The organism is Enterobacter mori LMG 25706, assembly GCF_000211415.1.
In the GTDB taxonomy this organism is placed as follows: Bacteria; Pseudomonadota; Gammaproteobacteria; order Enterobacterales; family Enterobacteriaceae; genus Enterobacter; species Enterobacter mori.
In genome coordinates, this window is sequence record NZ_GL890774.1 from 257993 (window position 1) to 273600 (window position 15608).

A 15608-nucleotide genomic window follows, 5' to 3' on the forward strand; every position below is an offset into this window, starting at 1 on the left:
CTGAGTTTATTGAGGAACAATTCATGTCTGCATTTACCCCGGCAAGTGAAGTCTTGCTGCGCCACAGTGATGATTTCGAACAAAGCCGTATTCTGTTTGCCGGAGATATGCAGGATGACCTGCCTGCGCGTTTCGACTGTGCCGAAAGCCGTGCCCATACCCAACACTACCACCACTGGCAGGTGCTGAGCCGCCAGATGGGCGAGCGCGCGCGCTTTAGCCTGGTGGCAGAACAGAGCGACGTTGCCGACTGCGACACGCTGATCTACTACTGGCCGAAGAACAAACCGGAAGCCCAGTTCCAGCTGATGAACCTGCTCTCCCTGCTGCCCGTTGGCTGCGATATTTTCGTGGTCGGTGAAAACCGCAGCGGCGTGCGTAGCGCTGAACAGATGCTGGAAGCGTTCGCACCACTGAATAAAGTCGATAGCGCGCGTCGCTGTGGTCTGTACCATGGCCGTCTGGAAAAACAGGCAACATTTGATGCCGATGCATTCTGGGACGAGTATCAGTTAGACGACTTAACCATCAAAACCCTGCCGGGCGTGTTCAGCCGCGACTATCTGGATGTGGGTAGCAAACTGCTGCTGTCTACCCTGACGCCGCACACCAAAGGCAAAGTGCTGGACGTGGGCTGCGGCGCGGGCGTACTGTCAACAGTGCTTGCCAGCCATTCGCCAAAAGTGCGTTTAACTCTGTGTGATGTCAGCGCCCCGGCGGTAGAAGCCAGCCGCGCAACGCTTGCCGCAAACGGCATTGAAGGGGAAGTGGTTGCCAGCAACGTCTTCTCTGACATTACCGGTCGTTTCGACATGATTATCTCCAACCCGCCGTTCCACGACGGTATGGAAACCAGCCTTGAAGCAGCACAAACGCTGATCCGTGGTGCAACCCGTCACCTTAACAGCGGCGGCGAGCTGCGTATCGTTGCGAACGCCTTCCTGGCGTACCCGAAAGTGCTGGACGAAACCTTTGGCTTCCATGAAGTGATCGCCCAGACTGGTCGCTTCAAAGTCTACCGCACCGTCATGACGCGTCAGGCGAAGAAATAATTCGCCATGCAATGCAGGCCGGATGAGCGCAAGCGCCATCCGGCAAGCAGGCGTCTCAGTTCCGGCCATTTTTGCAGCAATCAATAAAAGGTGCGCACTTTTCAGTTGACGTAAAGCTGAAAACATCTAGAATGCGCCTCCGTGGTTACGATACTTTTACAGTATCGATGGTATGCGAAGGTGGCGGAATTGGTAGACGCGCTAGCTTCAGGTGTTAGTGTCCTTACGGATGTGGGGGTTCGAGTCCCCCCCCTCGCACCATAAATCACGTTGATATTGCTCGCACTGGGCGAAGGTGGCGGAATTGGTAGACGCGCTAGCTTCAGGTGTTAGTGTCCTTACGGATGTGGGGGTTCGAGTCCCCCCCCTCGCACCAATTATCTTACGTTCCTCTGAAGTACCTCTTGTTTTTCCTGTTATTTCAAACTCATCAGAATTACCAGTATTCCACTGACCAGCGCAACGCATGAAGGCAGCAGCACAAAGTGCCGTAATTGCTTATGCCAGATCATCCCTGACGTGACTAACAGCCCTGAAGCAATAATGGCTTTCCAGATATCGATGGAGAGATCGGCAAACAACAGACCGCCAATCATTGCCCCAGGCAGCAACACTCCCCAACCACTTCCCAGCGCTTTGCTCAACATGGTTTGCCCTTTCGCATCAATAATGATAACCAATATCATATGATAACAATTATCATTTGTCAGCATTCATCATCAAAATCCATCGACCTTTACCTTTCCCATAATGACAGGAAATGTCTAAGGTGATAAATTGCTCATCTGTTAACTCCCTATAAAGATTTTCTGATAATTACTATTCATCTTTTTTGCTTTTACTATTTTCTAACAACACCTATTCATTTGTTTTAATTAAATATTAATAAAAAAGCATTACTATGACATCACAATCCTGGCGGTCTTTGGTCAACAGCAAATATCAATTATCTTTACGTTTATTTCTCTTTCTGAATGCAGCCTCAGCGGTGTTCTCGGTAACAAACCCGCTCTATTCTGTACGCCTGTTCTCGTTCCCCCTGGTGGCTATTTTTATTCTCAGCACGGGATTGTTCGCCTGGCACTGGAAACAGAGAACCCGGAAAATCAATATTCCCGTCGTTTCAGCGATCTTCGGTATTTTGTGGGCCTGGCAAATTGTCTCGAAATTTTCGTTAATTACGCACGATCGGGCGACCTATTTAGTCATGGCACTCTTAACGGTGCTTTTTATTGGTTCCCTGGCATTTGCCAGCAATATCAAGGCATTTACCCTTCATTCATTACCCGCCTTTATTGTCTGCCTGTGGTTAGGCAGTCATGAAAGCTGGCTGAGAATGATCTACTCCTTTGCCCTCCCGGTGGCGGCGATTGGCATACATAACATCCTGCAAAAACGTAACGATCGCTTTGCTCAGACGCTTCTTTCCCAACTCCTGGAAGAACGCGAGACGCTTTCCGATCTCAGCATGATGGACCCGCTCACCGGCCTGTATAACCGTCGCGGCCTGCAAAGCCGACTGGAAAACCTGCCGAGAGTCGATAACGGTGAACACTTCGTTCTGCTGCTGGATATCGACCATTTTAAAGCATACAACGACCATTACGGCCACATGATGGGCGACCAGGCGTTGATCCGCGTCTCAGCGGCGATCCGTGATGCCGTACGCTCGCGTGATATCGTCGCACGCTTTGGCGGTGAGGAGTTTATGGTATTGCTGACGAGCATCTCGCTCGATCATGCCCGCCAGACGGCTGAGCGCATTCGCCAGAAGGTCTACGATTTAAAAATCCCGCATATGTTCAACGAAAGCGTGGCAACAAACGTCACCATCAGTATCGGTATTGCCATCTATGATGACGATGACCCGGAAGGCGCGCTGGAGAAAGCGGATAAAGCCCTCTACGAAGCGAAGCACATGGGGCGTAATAACATCCTGCTCAGCGACGAGTTGCAGACAGCTTAAGCCCGACATCCCACATTCAGGACAAAAGGCTTGCGATCGTTTTTATCTATAGTTAGGATTGGCAATCATTATCATTTAGATTCCTATCCTTATGGCGACACGTACCGCACAAGCCGTTGACTCACTTCTCTGGCGAGCCCCTCTCTCCACAGGGAGCGCTACGCTTGCGGATGCTATTCGTGACAGGATTGCCGATACCCGCGCTCCTCTGCTGGATTTTATCAAGCTGGATGAGCCTCACCCGCATAACACCATGACGCTTGCCGAATGGCAGCGTCCGGCAGAACGCCAGTCATTGCTGGCAGCGTATTCCGACCATATCTATCGCAATCAACCGACCCTTGCGCGGGAAAATAAACCCCTGCTCTCTCTTTGGGCGCAATGGTACATCGGGTTGATGGTCCCGCCGATCATGGTGGCCTTGTTAACCCAGGACACGATGATGGATCTCTCCCCGGAACATTTCCACGTGGAGTTCCACGAAACCGGGCGTGCGGCCTGCTTTTGGATTGACGTTCACGAAGATATGCGTGCCGGGCAACGCTCAGCTCAGGAGCGCATGGAACAGCTCATCACTCAGGCATTGATGCCGGTAATTGACGTGCTTGAGCAGACGGGAGAAATTAATGGAAAGCTTATCTGGAGTAATACCGGTTATCTAATCCACTGGTATTTAACAGAGATGAAACCGCTGCTGGGCGATGAGAAAGTGGATGCCCTGCGCCAGTCCTGTTTCTTTGCAAAACAGCTTTCTGATGGGCGGGATAACCCTTTATTCCGTACCGTCGTCCCGCGTGACGGCCTTCTGGTGCGTCGGACCTGCTGTCAGCGCAATCGCCTGCCTGACGTTCAGCAGTGCGGGGATTGCACGCTGAAGTAGTCAGGCCCAGCCTGATGCCCTCACCCTGCCCCTCTCCCACAGGGAGAGGGAACAAACACTAAAAACGGCAACATGAGTTGCCGTTTTGCTTTTACCTAGGCTACCTGCTGATTTTCCTCTTCCGCGTTACGCTGTGCTTCTTCCGCTTCCTGTTCCAGCAACTGCTTCTCGTACACTTTAAAGAACGGGTAGTAGATAATGGCCGATACGCAGGCCAGCACAACGACGAGAATAGCCGCGCGGAAGTCCCAGCCCAGCGCCCATGCCGCGCCTATCGGAGCAGGGGCTGTCCAGGGAACAACTGAGATAACGCGACCAATCAGATCAAACGTCATCGCCGCCCAGGCCAGCACGGCGTTTACCATCGGTGCCAGCAGGAACGGAATAAAGAACACCGGGTTCATGACAATCGGCGTACCAAAAATGACGGGTTCGTTGATGTTAAAGAAGCTGGGCACCACGCTCAAACGTCCAATTGAACGCAGGTGTGCAGAGCGGCTACGCAGATAGCAGATCACCAGCCCCATCGTTGCGCCAGAGCCACCAATCACGATAAAGAACGTCCAGAATGCTTCCATAAAAATGTGTGGCAGAGGTTGGCTTGCCGCCAGCGCGGTCTGGTTAGCGCCCAGGTTGGTCAGCCAGAACATCTGCAGCATCCCGGAGACAATGGCAGCCCCGTGGATACCCGCAAACCACAGCAAGTGACCAATCAATACCGCCAGCAGGATAGCAGGCAGCGAGTCAGCAGCGGAAACCAGCGGTTTGAAGATCGACATAATAGCCTGCGGGATCAGCATACCAAACTGAGACTGAATCAGCAGACTCAGCGGGTACAGCGTCAGCACAACCACCAGAACCGGGATCAGCAGATCAAAGGAGTTTTTGATCATCGGTGGCACCTGGTCTGGCAGGCGAATACCGATGTTGTGCGATTTCAGGAAACGCATCATTTCAACGCAGTAAACCGCCACCAGAATGGCGGTAAAGATCCCCGTTCCGCCGAGGCTGTCGACAGGCAGAGTGCCTTTGGTTTTCGGCGCAGCAACCAGCAGAAACGCCATCAGAGAAAGCATGGCGCACATGAACGGGTCAAGCTGATGAGATTTCACATAATGTTTGCCCAGGTTGTAGGCGATGGCCGCACAGATATAAATGGACATAATGCCCATCGTCCTATCAAACGGGGTGAGAATTTGCCCTTCAAATTGCTTCGCCATATCCAGCCAGGCGCGAGCAAAACCCCAGGTCGTATCAGGTGAGAACGGTGGGTAAGCAAACACCAGCAAGAATGACCCCACAATCATGAACGGCATCGCAGAGATAAATCCATCACGAATAGCCATAACATGACGCTGGGAAGAGATTCGCCCGGCAATCGGGCTGACGTAATTTTCAACGAAACGGAATATCAGATTAAACGCAGCATGGTTGGCAGACATAGCAGCTCTCCTGTCAGACGTTCGTTACGGGCGAATTCGCGCCACACGTTGTTCCATAAATCAGCTTCACAACCTTGCCGGCTTGCGTACCAGCGGTACTGCTCAGAAGAAATGGTTTCATAATTAGCTCTTATTATTGGATACAGGGGACGTTACATTCTCAGTATTAATCTCTGATTCACGCTCTGCAACCGGTTACTGTAACCGGTTTCCGTGAATGTGAAGGCGATCCATAAATCGGCCCAACAGGATAATTGTTACTGAAGAGATACTTACAGAACCTAAAGGCTTATGACAGATTACGCAGGATATTTGTCAGGAGGAAACAATGAGTTTGCAGTCTGTACAGCAGTTTTTTGCCGACAACGCACCCGATGTCGAAATCATCGAGCTTAGCCAAAGCACCGCGACCGTGGCCCTGGCTGCTGCAGCGCATAACGTTGAACCGGGTCAAATCGCCAAGACGCTATCGTTAAAGATTAAAAACGAAGTTATTCTCGTGGTGGCCAAAGGTGACGCGCGGCTGGATAACAAAAAACTGAAAGATGCATTCGGCGCCAAAGCACGCATGCTGAGCAGTGACGAAGTGGTCACCGTTACGGGTCATCCCGTGGGTGGCGTCTGCCCTTTCGGGCTGGAGAATCCCCTTTCCGTTTTCTGCGACGTTTCACTGAAACAGTACGCTGAAGTGCTGCCTGCTGCCGGTGCAATTCACAGCGCCGTACGTATTTCTCCCGACAGAATGGCAGAACTGACTGCAGCAAAATGGGTGGATGTCTGCATTTGATTGTTGCGCCAGAAGCGTTCTGGCGCATGACAAACGGCTAAGAGAATGAAGGCAAAATTAATGCCGAGAGACGAGGCTCCCGGGCGGGAAGATGAGCGAGGATATCTGCTGCATCCAGTAATCCCACATCAGAATTGACCCCGAGCTTTACCATCGCATTGAACTTGTGCGCCCTGATAGTCTTAATATTGCGCTCAAGCTGTGTCGCGATTTCAGGGATGGAATAGCCCGACGACATATAACGCAAAATTGCCCGTTCGGTGGGGCTCAACATGCGGTTCTGATTCACATACCAGTGATTGTACATGTTGTCGTTTACACGATGCGTTTCGTTAAGAAAGGTCACCATTCCTTGGATCAACTGCTCAAGCGACACCGATTTACTGATAATCCCGTGCAGGCGTGCCGGAGAAAGATGGCAAATCAGCCTCGCTTCTACATCATCTGACGCCAGGACAATACGCTGGATATTCGCGTGCGAGAACATCAGGTCACGCAGACTCGCAAGACAGTTACGACGCTCCTCACGCGCATCGGATAATGAGTAAATAACCGAATAAAACGCGGTCTGGGAAAGTGCCTCTTTAAAACTGTCGAATCGACTAAACAGGTGGACCTGATAGCTGCTGAATGCCGGCAAAGCAAAAATATGCTGCAGCCCAACAGCACTCATTACGCAATTTTCGATGACGGCGATATGTCTTGTTGCTGCGGTCTCTTCCATTCCTCAAACTCTCCATAGGCCGACATTAAACTCAGTTCTCGCATCCCCTGTATACTGCTGATCCAGGCATACATATCGGCATTGCTTCGCAGGGACAACCTGCGCATCGCACTGTTCTTCTGTGCACTGATCGTTTTGTTACTCTTCTTCAATAACGTCGCGATTTGGTTAATACACCAGCCTTTCCCCAGCAGTCGCAATACTTTGCGCTCAGAGTGGGTGAGCGCGATAAAGCTCTCGGACTCATCTTCAGGCTCTGGCGTGTCCGGCATTAACAACGTCTGGCTAATTCGTTCTGCACGTTCACTTCCGGCACGAATAGCATTAATGACCCCGTCGATCGGTTCCATATCTGACAGCAAGGTGCTTTCAGGACGCATGAGTAATTCTACCGCCAGAGGGTAAAGGGGGCGGGACACTAAAAAGATCCAATGGATATCCCGATACTGATTCAGCAACCCGTAATATTGCTCGAGCGTACCGCGAGGATTTCGATAATCACCAGAAATATCAGCAACAACCACACTGGCGCGGCGGAGTTGCAGCAGTGTTAGCTCCTGAATCGAGCGGCAAAAGGTCAGTTCATACTCGGGGAAATGGCGTGCCATCACCCCACCAAGCCCGGATTGCATAACCGGTATCTTACTAATCACAACTCCGTGTTTACCTTTCAATGGCAACATAGAACCTCCGAGTCCTTTCTTCATTTTCTAAATAGCGATAAAACGCATTGAGAGAAAATTATTTCATCCCTGAGTGCACACAACATCAATAATGAAAATTTTAAGAAAACCTTTACAAGATTAAGAAATGCCCAAAACAGGGTTAATATCTCATAAATAACAACCGAATTTAATTACAGTTACCTGAAAAGAACGAAAATATAAAATTAGAAATACTTAATATATGCGAGATATATTTTTAACCCCTAAACATTCATAAAATAAATATTATTAATCGATTTCCTTCACTTTCGCTCATGTGGCTGTTTGCACAAATCTTGATCTGACCCAGAGCAAGTGACACCGCACTTTGTGCTAAAAATAAGCATTCCGGGCCAACAGGCAAGCTATCCATCCTCTCTTCAGGGCAATACATGCAAGATCAGTCAACGCAACGCGCAACGACGCGGATATGTATTCAATGCGGGCTTTTTCTCTTACAGCACGGGGCAGAAAGCGCCCTCGTCGAGGAACTCTCAACGCGTCTTGGCGTGGCGCTCGGCATGGACAGCGTCGAAAGTTCCATCTCGTCGAATGCCATTGTACTGACCACCATAAAAGACGGGCAGTGCCTGACGTCCACCCGTAAAAATCACGATCGCGGCATCAATATGCACGTCGTGACGGAAGTGCAGCACATCGTCATTCTTGCTGAGCATAAGCTGCTGGATCTGAGAGAAATTGAGAAACGGTTCGCGCAAATTAAACCGTTACGCTATCCGCGCTGGCTGGTAGTGGTCATGGTTGGGCTGTCGTGCGCCTGTTTTTGCAAACTCAACCAGGGCGGATGGGACGGTGCCATCATCACCTTTTTCGCCAGCAGCATCGCCATGTATGTCCGCCAGCTGTTGACCCACCGGCAACTGCACCCGCAAATTAACTTCTGCATTACCGCTTTTGTTGCCACCACGGTTTCTGGCCTGCTGTTGCGCTTGCCGCAATTTGCGAACACCCCGACGATTGCCATGGCCGCCAGCGTGCTTCTGTTGGTCCCGGGCTTTCCGCTGATTAACGCCGTGGCCGACATGTTTAAAGGGCACATCAATACCGGCCTCGCGCGCTGGGCGATTGCCAGTCTTCTGACGCTCGCCCCCTGCATCGGCGTGGTCATGGCGATGACGCTGTGGGGGTTACGCGGATGGGCATAATCGAATTTCTCCTTGCGCTGGCGCAGGACATGCTTCTGGCCGCCATTCCCGCCGTCGGCTTTGCAATGGTGTTCAACGTGCCGCAGCGGGCATTGCCCTGGTGTGCACTGCTGGGCGCCATTGGTCACGGTTCACGTATGGTCATGATGACGGCAGGTTTCAACATCGAATGGTCAACGTTTATGGCCTCGATGCTGGTCGGCAGCATTGGCATTCAGTGGTCGCGCTGGTATCTGGCGCATCCAAAGGTCTTTACCGTGGCGGCCGTTATTCCGATGTTTCCGGGCATCTCCGCCTATACCGCGATGATTTCAGCGGTAAAGATCAGCCATTTTGGTTACACCGAGCCGCAAATGATCCTCCTGCTGAGCAACTTCCTGAAGGCGTCTTCCATTGTCGGGGCGCTCTCCATCGGCCTGTCGATTCCCGGCTTGTGGCTTTACCGCAAGCGCCCGCGCGTTTGAGATTTGTGTTATCACGCTGCCATGGTAATAATCCCTGCATTCTGTTTGGTGACGATAAGGAAAGGATGTGGCTAACCCTGGCAGCGAAAACCCGGAACACAATGAAGGATCCAGCCTGAAGGAAAACATTTTCCAGAGCGCCATTGCGCTGTTTGCCGAATATGGGCTAAACGGTGCCCGCATGGAGCAAATCGCCGAGAAAGCCGGCACGACCAAACGGATGGTGGTGTATCATTTTAAGAATAAAGAAAACCTGTATCTTCTGGCCCTGGAGTACGTTTATACCCAGATCCGCGCCAGTGAGAAACGGCTCAGCCTTGCCGGTATGCCGCCGGTAGAAGCGCTGGTTCATCTTGTTGAAGCGACCTTTGACTACCACGCCGACCACCCGGACTACATTCGCATCATCTGTATGGAGAACATGCAGCGCGGCCGCTTCATGCAACAGTCCAACTACCTGCGCCAGGTTAACCGCCGCGCGCTGGAACTGCTGGAAGCCATTCTGCAGCGTGGAAAAGAGAAGCAGCTGTTCAATCAGATGGTAGACGCGCGCGACCTTCACCGCCTGATCAGCAGCTTCAGCTTCCACTATGTCGCCAACAGCTATACCTTTACGCTGTTGTTCGAAGAGGGAGCAGACGAAGCCGCTCAGCGTCAGCACTACCGGAAAATGGCGGTCCAGGTGGCACTTCGCTATACGTGCCCATAAAATAGCTTGCAATTATATCGCACACTACCTATATTCCTCTCATGAACGCAAAAACGAACGACACCAATGCCGCGCTGCTGCTGGATAACCAGCTCTGTTTTGCCCTCTACTCAGCAAACCTGGCGCTTAATAAGCTGTACCGGCAACTGCTGGCACCGCTGAACCTGACCTACCCGCAGTACCTGGTCATGCTGGTTCTGTGGGAGCAGGATGACGTGACGGTGTCGGACATTGGCGAACGACTGTTTCTTGACTCAGCCACGCTGACGCCGCTGCTAAAGCGTCTGGAAAGCGCCGGGCTGATCAACCGCCACCGTTCCCGTAAAGACGAACGCCAGGTTGCTGTCACCCTGAGCGATGCCGGGCGTGCACTCCAGCAACAAGCCGTGGGGATCCCTCACGCGGTTGGGTGCGCAGCGCAATGCGATACCGACACGATGCTGGCGCTTAAGCAGCAGCTTGAGCTTTTGCGACAACAGTTACACCACGCGTAAGGCTATACTTTACGCGTCTTTCTTTACCTATATATATCGCACGCTATTTAATAGCACACACAAATGTAAGATGAGGAACCTGCCATGTCTTTAGAAAAAGTTGTCTACACTGCCAAAGCCAAAGCCACCGGAGGCCGTGACGGCCGCGCGACCTCTTCCGACGGCGTCCTGGACGTTAAACTGGGTGTGCCAAAAGAGATGGGCGGCATGGGCGGCGAAGTGACCAACCCGGAACAGCTGTTCGCTGCGGGCTACTCCGCCTGCTTCCTGGGCGCGATGAAGTTTGTGGCCGCTCGTGACAAATTCGCGCTGCCGAAAGAGGCGTTTATCGAAGGTGAAGTCGGCATTGGCCCACTGCCAACCGGTTTTGGTATCGAAGCGAAGCTGAACATTCACGTTGAAGGAATGGATCCTGCGGAAGCGAAAAAACTGGTGGATGCGGCGCACATCGTTTGCCCATACTCTAACGCCACGCGCGGCAATATCGACGTCACGCTGAACATCATCGCGTGATAACTGCCTGATGGCGCTGCGCTTATCAGGCCTACGGCTGTAGCCCCGGTAAGCGCAGCGCCACCGGGGAAATCCCCTCCTTTCCTTTCCCCTCTCTGTGCTACCATAAGCCCATATCACGCCCGTAGTAACCCAGTAGAGAAAGCGTTATGTCCTCCAGAATCCTGACCACCAGCATCGCTGGCATTGATGCCTTTATGCGCGATCCCCGCGGCGTGCTGACCAATGCCGAAGGCGGTACCCTCGCCGTGTTTGCCGATAACGCCCCGGCGTTTTACGCAATCACGCCGGAACGTCTGGCGCAGCTGTTGGATATCGAAGCGCGACTGTCGCGCCCGGCCAGTGATGTCACCCTGGATAACCAGTTCTTCGACGAACCGGAAAACGCGCCCGTTGCCATACCGATGGGGAAATTCCCCATGTACGCGGGCTGGCAACCGGATGCTGATTTTCAGCGCCAGGCGGCACTGTGGGGGATTGCGCTCTCGCAGCCGGTCACGCCCGAAGAGCTGGCCGCGTTTACCGCTTACTGGCAGGCGGAAGGAAAAGTGTTTCACCATGTGCAGTGGCAGCAAAAGCTCGCGCGCAGTATTCAAATCAACCGCGCCAGCAATAATGGCCAGCCCAAGCGCGATATCAACGCGTTTTCTGAACCGGACAAACAGATCCCTAATGGATTCCGAGGTGCGAAATGAAGAACGTCGGCGACCTGATGAAACGTCTGCAAAAAATGATGCCAGCCAACGTGAAGCCAGCCTTCACAACGGGTGAAGAGCTGCTGGCGTGGCAAAAAGAGCAAGGTGAAATACGTGCGGCGGCGCTCGCCCGTGAGAACCGTGCGATGAAAATGCAGCGCACCTTTAACCGCTCGGGTATCCGCCCGCTTCATCAGAACTGCTCGTTTGATAACTACAACGTCGAGTCTCAGGGACAAATGAATGCGCTGAGTCAGGCACGTCAGTACGTGGACGAGTTTGATGGCAACATCGCCAGCTTCATTTTCAGCGGCAAACCCGGCACCGGAAAAAACCACCTTGCAGCGGCCATCTGCAACGAGCTGCTGCTCCGGGGTAAATCCGTATTGATCATCACCGTGGCCGATATCATGTCTGCCATGAAAGAGACGTTCAGCAACCGCGAAACCAGCGAAGAACAGCTGCTTAATGACCTGAGCAACGTTGACCTGCTGGTCATCGACGAGATTGGCGTTCAGACGGAATCCCGCTATGAAAAAGTCATCATCAACCAGATTGTTGACCGCCGCTCTTCCTCCAAGCGGCCAACCGGAATGCTAACAAACCACAATATCGACGAAATGACCCGTCTGCTGGGAGAACGCGTAATGGATCGCATGAAGCTCGGCAACAGTCTGTACGTCATCTTTGACTGGGAAAGTTATCGCAGCCGCGTCACCGGCAAAGAGTATTAAGACAGTTCCAGGAATCGCGCGCGGCGCGGAGGTATATACTGGAACCACTTCCGGCCCTAAACGGACCTTTTTGAGAAAGCCATTATGAAAAAACAGTTACTTATCAGCACACTTTTCGGTGCACTGCTGGCAACCAGCGCGGTGCAGGCAGCGTCATGGCAGGAGTCACTTTCCAGCGCAGCCAACGAACTGACCAAAGAGAGCGGCAGCACGCAGGGTGGGCTGTCTGCCTCTTCCCTCACCAGCCTGCTGGGTAACAGCTCCCAGAGCCTGAGTGCGGGTACGATGAACAACGCGGCGGGGATCCTGGAATATTGTGCGAAGCAGAAGCTGGCTTCCGTCACCGATGCGCAAAACGTAAAAAACCAGGTGCTGGGTAAGCTGGGTCTGGACACGCAGGAGCAGAAAGCGGACACCAACTATATGGACGGTATTCAGGGCCTGTTGAATGCGCAAAACGGTCAGCAGCTGAACCTGAGCACCATCGGTAACTCCTCTCTGGCAAAACAGGTGAAAACCAAAGCCTGCGATCTGGTGCTGAAACAAGGCGTTAATTTCATCTCCTGATTGACCCCATTTTCTGCCACAACATGCCGCGTTTGTTACGTTAGTCTTACGGCGCGGCGTTAAACGACTGTTTTCCTGCCTTAACACCGTCTCAGCGTCCGCATGCCAGGATGCGACCGCCTTCAAAAAAACGATTTTCTAAACCAAATCCTAACAACAGCACACTTTCGTGACACTAAAATTGCAGCTAAACGACATCGCCATTACATTGTATTACCCAAAAAATAATCAGTTAGCCAGCAAAGCGTCTGGCGTCATGAGGATATGCTGTTGTCAGAGTTAATGTCCCTTATCCTTTTCCTGGCTTCCGTTGGCGTTTACGCCTGGAAAGCGGGCCGAAATACCTGGTGGTTTATTGCCACGCTGGTGGTGCTCGGCATTTTTATTGTTTTGAACATTCCGTTATACGCCAGCGATTACTTTACCGGTGACGGTATTAATGATGCGGTACTCTACACCCTGACGAATAGCCTGACGGGCGCAGGGGTTGGTAAGTACATACTTCCCGGTCTGGGCGTGGTATTTGCTCTGGTTGCTATTTTTGGTTCCCTTGCCTGGGTGCTGCGTCGTCGTCGCCATCCCCCGCACCATCATGGCTACAGTCTTCTGGCGCTGTGCCTGGCGTTGGCCTCTGTTGACGCCAGCCCGGCATTCCACCAAATCACCGAACTGGTGAAATCCCAGTCGCGCGAGGGTGATCCCGATTTCGTGGCGTATTACAAAGAACCCGCGAAGAAGATCGACAATCCGAAGCTCAACCTCGTCTATATCTACGGCGAGAGCCTGGAGCGCACCTATTTTGATAACGATGCCTTCCCGAACCTGACCCCTGATCTGGGGCCCCTGAAAAACGAAGGTCTCGATTTCAGCCACACCATGCAGTTACCCGGCACCGATTACACCATCGCCGGTATGGTCGCGTCGCAGTGCGGTATCCCCCTGTTCGCGCCTTTTGAGGGCAACGCCTCGGCGTCCATGTCGAGCTTCTTCCCGCAAAATGTCTGTCTTGGCGATATCCTGAAAAATTCCGGCTACGAAAACTACTTTATGCAGGGCGCAAACCTGCGTTTCGCTGGCAAAGATGTGTTCCTGAAATCACACGGCTTTGACCACCTCTACGGCTCTGAAGAGTTAAAAACCCTCGTCGCGGACCCGAGCTACCGTAACGACTGGGGCTTCTACGACGATACGGTGCTGGACGAAACCTGGCAAAAATTCGAGGAACTCTCCCGCGCGGGCAAACGCTTCTCGCTCTTTGCCCTGACCGTGGATACCCATCATCCGGATGGATTTGTCTCTCGTACCTGTAAACGCAAAAATTATGACATCAATGGCAAGAGTAATACGTCATTTAGCGCCGTCACCTGCAGCCAGGAACATATCGCCGCGCTGATCGACAAAATCAAAGCCTCGCCGTATTTCAAAAACACGGTGATTGTGGTGTCGTCTGACCATCTGGCGATGAAAAACAGCGCCTGGGATGAGCTTAACAAGCAGGACCGCAGCAACCTGTTCTTCATCCTGCGCGGCGACCAGCCTCAGCAGGAGGTGATCGCCACCCGGCGTAACTCGATGGATAACGGCGCCACGGTGCTGGACATACTGGGCGGCGATAACTTTATTGGCCTTGGCCGCAGTACGCTGTCCGGGCAATCTCTGTCAGAAGTGTTCCTCAACATGAAGGAGAAAATCCTGGCGTGGAAGCCGGATATCATCCGCCTGTGGAACTTCCCGAAAGAGATGAAAGACTTCACCATCGACCAGGATAAAAAAATGATTGCCTTCTCCGGCAGTCACTTCCGCCTGCCGCTGCTGCTGCGCGTGTCGGACAACCGCGTCGAACCGCTGCCGGAAAGTGAATACTCCGCACCGCTGCGCTATCAGCTGGCTGACTTCGCACCGCGCGACAATTTTGTCTGGATCGACGCGTGCTACAAGATGGGCCAGCTCTGGTCGCAGCCGCTGGCCCTGTCTACCGACTGGTGTGTCGCTCAGGGACAGCTCGGCGGAGAGCAGTCCGTCCAGCATGTTGATAAAAAACAGTGGAAAGGCAAAACGGCGTTTAACGATACGGTTATCGATACCGCGCGCTATCAGCGTAACGTCGACATGCTGAAGATTGTCGATAACGACATTCGCTATAAAGCGGACAGTTTTATCTTTAACGTGGCCGGCGCGCCGGAAGAGGTCAAACAGTTCAGCGGCATCTCCCGTCCGGAATCCTGGGGGCGCTGGTCCAACGCCCAGTTGGGTGACGAAGTGAAAATTGAGTATGCCCATCCGCTGCCGGAAAAATTCGATCTGGTGATCACGGCCAGAGCGTTCGGGCCCAATGCTAACCGCCCTATCCCGGTGCGCGTGGGGGATAAAGAACAGACCCTGACGCTTGGCAATGACGTAAGCACCACCACGCTGCATTTCGACAATCCGTCGCGCAGTAGCACGCTCGTCATCGTTCCGCCAGACCCGCAGTCCACTAACGAAGGCAATATCCTCGGCCATTCCCCGAGACAGCTTGGGATCGGGATGGTGGAAATTAAAATTATCAGTCGCGACAGTTAATATCCTCTCTGCCCGGCGTTCCGCCGGGCAATTTCAAAATTATAAAAAGCTTTATAGTTATTATAAAAAAGAGAAAATCACTATATTTAACGCAATCTAATCTATATACATATTAGTTTAGGCTCAGAATGTAGAGTATTGCCCTACTT

17 protein-coding genes and 2 tRNA genes are annotated in these 15608 nt (G+C 52.5%); 15 read left to right on the forward strand and 4 right to left on the reverse strand.

All coding sequences use genetic code 11. The annotated features are described in order from the left end of the window. The first annotated feature begins 23 nt into the window (after positions 1–23). From rsmC to ENTMO_RS0103040, 3 genes are all read left to right on the forward strand, one after another. A complete protein-coding gene (gene rsmC / locus ENTMO_RS0103030) occupies positions 24–1052 on the forward strand; it encodes a 16S rRNA (guanine(1207)-N(2))-methyltransferase RsmC (protein WP_010427148.1) in 1029 nt (342 codons plus the stop codon). A gap of 174 nt (positions 1053–1226) precedes the next feature. Continuing rightward, a tRNA-Leu gene (locus tag ENTMO_RS0103035) sits at positions 1227–1313 on the forward strand. 28 nt (positions 1314–1341) lie between these two features. Beyond that, a tRNA-Leu gene (locus ENTMO_RS0103040) sits at positions 1342–1428 on the forward strand. A 40-nt stretch (positions 1429–1468) separates the two neighbouring features. On the opposite strand, the gene ENTMO_RS0103045 is transcribed toward ENTMO_RS0103040, so the two are convergent. After that, positions 1469–1738 (reverse strand): DUF1435 domain-containing protein, encoded by a 270-nt coding sequence (locus ENTMO_RS0103045; protein WP_162829260.1) that lies wholly within the window; start codon positions 1736–1738, stop codon positions 1469–1471. Positions 1739–1953: 215 nt separating this feature from the next. Between ENTMO_RS0103045 and ENTMO_RS0103050 the strand changes: the two genes are divergently transcribed. Together ENTMO_RS0103050 and fhuF are read left to right on the forward strand one after the other, a co-directional pair. Continuing rightward, the gene (locus ENTMO_RS0103050; protein WP_029484940.1) at positions 1954–3018 is read left to right on the forward strand and encodes a GGDEF domain-containing protein; all 1065 of its coding nucleotides are present in this window, start codon (positions 1954–1956) and stop codon (positions 3016–3018) included. 91 nt (positions 3019–3109) lie between these two features. Continuing rightward, positions 3110–3898 (forward strand): siderophore-iron reductase FhuF, encoded by a 789-nt coding sequence (fhuF, locus tag ENTMO_RS0103055; RefSeq protein WP_010427155.1) that lies wholly within the window; start codon positions 3110–3112, stop codon positions 3896–3898. A gap of 95 nt (positions 3899–3993) precedes the next feature. Here the strand turns inward: fhuF and ENTMO_RS0103060 are convergent, their stop codons facing one another. After that, the gene (locus tag ENTMO_RS0103060) at positions 3994–5340 is read right to left on the reverse strand and encodes a PTS cellobiose transporter subunit IIC (protein WP_010427157.1); all 1347 of its coding nucleotides are present in this window, start codon (positions 5338–5340) and stop codon (positions 3994–3996) included. Between the two features lie 328 nt (positions 5341–5668). Here ENTMO_RS0103060 and ENTMO_RS0103065 point away from each other — a divergent pair, with 328 nt between their 5' ends. Continuing rightward, the gene (locus tag ENTMO_RS0103065; protein WP_010427159.1) at positions 5669–6127 is read left to right on the forward strand and encodes a YbaK/EbsC family protein; all 459 of its coding nucleotides are present in this window, start codon (positions 5669–5671) and stop codon (positions 6125–6127) included. Between the two features lie 37 nt (positions 6128–6164). Here ENTMO_RS0103065 and bglJ read toward each other — a convergent pair whose 3' ends face one another. Next, positions 6165–6800 (reverse strand): DNA-binding transcriptional activator BglJ, encoded by a 636-nt coding sequence (gene bglJ / locus ENTMO_RS0103070; protein ID WP_010427161.1) that lies wholly within the window; start codon positions 6798–6800, stop codon positions 6165–6167. Then, positions 6800–7534: a helix-turn-helix transcriptional regulator gene (locus tag ENTMO_RS0103075; protein WP_010427163.1), complete on the reverse strand. Its 735-nt coding sequence runs from the start codon at positions 7532–7534 to the stop codon at positions 6800–6802. The genes bglJ and ENTMO_RS0103075 overlap by 1 nt, the downstream gene beginning before the upstream one ends. 413 nt (positions 7535–7947) lie before the next feature. Between ENTMO_RS0103075 and ENTMO_RS0103080 the strand changes: the two genes are divergently transcribed. The 9 genes from ENTMO_RS0103080 (at position 7948) to opgB (ending at position 15459) form a co-directional block, all read left to right on the forward strand. Further along, the gene (locus ENTMO_RS0103080; RefSeq protein WP_029484941.1) at positions 7948–8721 is read left to right on the forward strand and encodes a threonine/serine exporter family protein; all 774 of its coding nucleotides are present in this window, start codon (positions 7948–7950) and stop codon (positions 8719–8721) included. Then, positions 8712–9185 carry a threonine/serine exporter gene (locus tag ENTMO_RS0103085; protein WP_010427167.1) on the forward strand — a complete coding sequence of 158 codons (474 nt, stop codon included), beginning with the start codon at positions 8712–8714 and terminating at the stop codon, positions 9183–9185. The genes ENTMO_RS0103080 and ENTMO_RS0103085 overlap by 10 nt, the downstream gene beginning before the upstream one ends. Positions 9186–9252: 67 nt before the next feature. Continuing rightward, positions 9253–9894 carry a TetR family transcriptional regulator gene (locus ENTMO_RS0103090; RefSeq protein WP_010427169.1) on the forward strand — a complete coding sequence of 214 codons (642 nt, stop codon included), beginning with the start codon at positions 9253–9255 and terminating at the stop codon, positions 9892–9894. 41 nt (positions 9895–9935) lie between these two features. Continuing rightward, entirely contained in the window at positions 9936–10388 is a 453-nt protein-coding gene (locus ENTMO_RS0103095; protein WP_010427171.1) for a MarR family winged helix-turn-helix transcriptional regulator, read from the forward strand. An 84-nt stretch (positions 10389–10472) separates the two neighbouring features. Continuing rightward, positions 10473–10901, forward strand: a complete 429-nt coding sequence (locus ENTMO_RS0103100) for an organic hydroperoxide resistance protein (protein ID WP_010427173.1) — start codon at positions 10473–10475, stop codon at positions 10899–10901. 149 nt (positions 10902–11050) lie between these two features. Further along, positions 11051–11596, forward strand: coding sequence for a primosomal protein DnaT (dnaT, locus tag ENTMO_RS0103105; protein ID WP_010427175.1), 546 nt, complete (start codon positions 11051–11053; stop codon positions 11594–11596). Next, a complete protein-coding gene (gene dnaC, locus ENTMO_RS0103110; RefSeq protein ID WP_010427177.1) occupies positions 11593–12330 on the forward strand; it encodes a DNA replication protein DnaC in 738 nt (245 codons plus the stop codon). Before dnaT ends, dnaC begins: the two co-directional genes overlap by 4 nt. 84 nt (positions 12331–12414) lie before the next feature. After that, positions 12415–12897, forward strand: a complete 483-nt coding sequence (locus ENTMO_RS0103115) for a YjjA family protein (RefSeq protein WP_010427179.1) — start codon at positions 12415–12417, stop codon at positions 12895–12897. A gap of 270 nt (positions 12898–13167) precedes the next feature. Then, entirely contained in the window at positions 13168–15459 is a 2292-nt protein-coding gene (gene opgB / locus ENTMO_RS0103120) for a phosphatidylglycerol--membrane-oligosaccharide glycerophosphotransferase (RefSeq protein WP_010427181.1), read from the forward strand. The last annotated feature ends 149 nt before the right edge of the window (positions 15460–15608 follow it).

Bases quoted from the DNA above. Each gene is read 5' to 3' on its own strand.
- rsmC (WP_010427148.1), top strand. From the start codon at position 24: ATGTCTGCATTTACCCCGGCAAGTGAAGTCTTGCTGCGCCACAGTGAT.
- ENTMO_RS0103045 (WP_162829260.1), bottom strand. From the start codon at position 1,738: ATGATATTGGTTATCATTATTGATGCGAAAGGGCAAACCATGTTGAGC.
- ENTMO_RS0103050 (WP_029484940.1), top strand. From the start codon at position 1,954: ATGACATCACAATCCTGGCGGTCTTTGGTCAACAGCAAATATCAATTA.
- fhuF (WP_010427155.1), top strand. From the start codon at position 3,110: ATGGCGACACGTACCGCACAAGCCGTTGACTCACTTCTCTGGCGAGCC.
- ENTMO_RS0103060 (WP_010427157.1), bottom strand. From the start codon at position 5,340: ATGTCTGCCAACCATGCTGCGTTTAATCTGATATTCCGTTTCGTTGAA.
- ENTMO_RS0103065 (WP_010427159.1), top strand. From the start codon at position 5,669: ATGAGTTTGCAGTCTGTACAGCAGTTTTTTGCCGACAACGCACCCGAT.
- bglJ (WP_010427161.1), bottom strand. From the start codon at position 6,800: ATGAGTGCTGTTGGGCTGCAGCATATTTTTGCTTTGCCGGCATTCAGC.
- ENTMO_RS0103075 (WP_010427163.1), bottom strand. From the start codon at position 7,534: ATGTTGCCATTGAAAGGTAAACACGGAGTTGTGATTAGTAAGATACCG.
- ENTMO_RS0103080 (WP_029484941.1), top strand. From the start codon at position 7,948: ATGCAAGATCAGTCAACGCAACGCGCAACGACGCGGATATGTATTCAA.
- ENTMO_RS0103085 (WP_010427167.1), top strand. From the start codon at position 8,712: ATGGGCATAATCGAATTTCTCCTTGCGCTGGCGCAGGACATGCTTCTG.
- ENTMO_RS0103095 (WP_010427171.1), top strand. From the start codon at position 9,936: ATGAACGCAAAAACGAACGACACCAATGCCGCGCTGCTGCTGGATAAC.
- ENTMO_RS0103100 (WP_010427173.1), top strand. From the start codon at position 10,473: ATGTCTTTAGAAAAAGTTGTCTACACTGCCAAAGCCAAAGCCACCGGA.
- dnaT (WP_010427175.1), top strand. From the start codon at position 11,051: ATGTCCTCCAGAATCCTGACCACCAGCATCGCTGGCATTGATGCCTTT.
- dnaC (WP_010427177.1), top strand. From the start codon at position 11,593: ATGAAGAACGTCGGCGACCTGATGAAACGTCTGCAAAAAATGATGCCA.
- ENTMO_RS0103115 (WP_010427179.1), top strand. From the start codon at position 12,415: ATGAAAAAACAGTTACTTATCAGCACACTTTTCGGTGCACTGCTGGCA.